Genomic DNA, 549 nt, shown 5'->3' with positions numbered 1-549 from the left:
GGGATTATTTGCATTTTGGTCGTTTACAAGTAAAACCTGAACCTGGAATTGAAATTAAACAGCCTTGGTTTGGAATTGAGATTGAGGTTCTAAAAGAAGGAAAGTTTGAAGGTAGACCTATTATTACCAAGATCTTTAAGGGGAGTCCATCTGAAAAAGCAGGACTAAAAGAAGGAGATATAATTATAGTATTTAATGGAGTGGGAGTATGGGGAGAAAAAAGATGGCTTGAAAGACTTCCCCAATTAATAGAAAGTGCAGCTCAGGGATCGTGTACTACCACTCTCATTAAAAGAGAAGGTAAAAGAGAATGTATTAAAATTCCAAAAGTATTTATTGAAATGAAAGAAAAGAAAGACATTCCTCCGGGAAGTTTTTAGTTCTGGAAGTTGATTGAAAAAAAGGAATAAGGAGGTAAGAAATGATTAAAAAAATTTTGATTTTAGGTCTTTGTTTGTTTTTGTTTTCTTCTGGAGCAAGAGCAGAAATGTTAGAAGAAGATAAAGTAATTCAAGGAATAAAATTTCCCAAAGGCACATATCTTTACTC

1 protein-coding gene is annotated in these 549 nt (G+C 33.2%); it reads left to right on the top strand.

All coding sequences use genetic code 11. From position 1 onward, the window contains the following. Nucleotides 1-380 (top strand): PDZ domain-containing protein (locus tag COZ07_RS05680; RefSeq protein ID WP_406607607.1); only part of this gene is annotated, 380 nt, incomplete at its 5' end. Nucleotides 381-549: the final 169 nt, after the last annotated feature.

The sequence above is a fragment of the Candidatus Infernicultor aquiphilus genome (assembly GCF_002784285.1).
GTDB classification, from domain to species: Bacteria; Atribacterota; Phoenicimicrobiia; order Phoenicimicrobiales; family Phoenicimicrobiaceae; genus Infernicultor; species Infernicultor aquiphilus.
The sequence above is the reverse complement of the archived record's forward strand: the minus strand, read 5'-3'. Positions and strand labels throughout refer to the sequence as shown.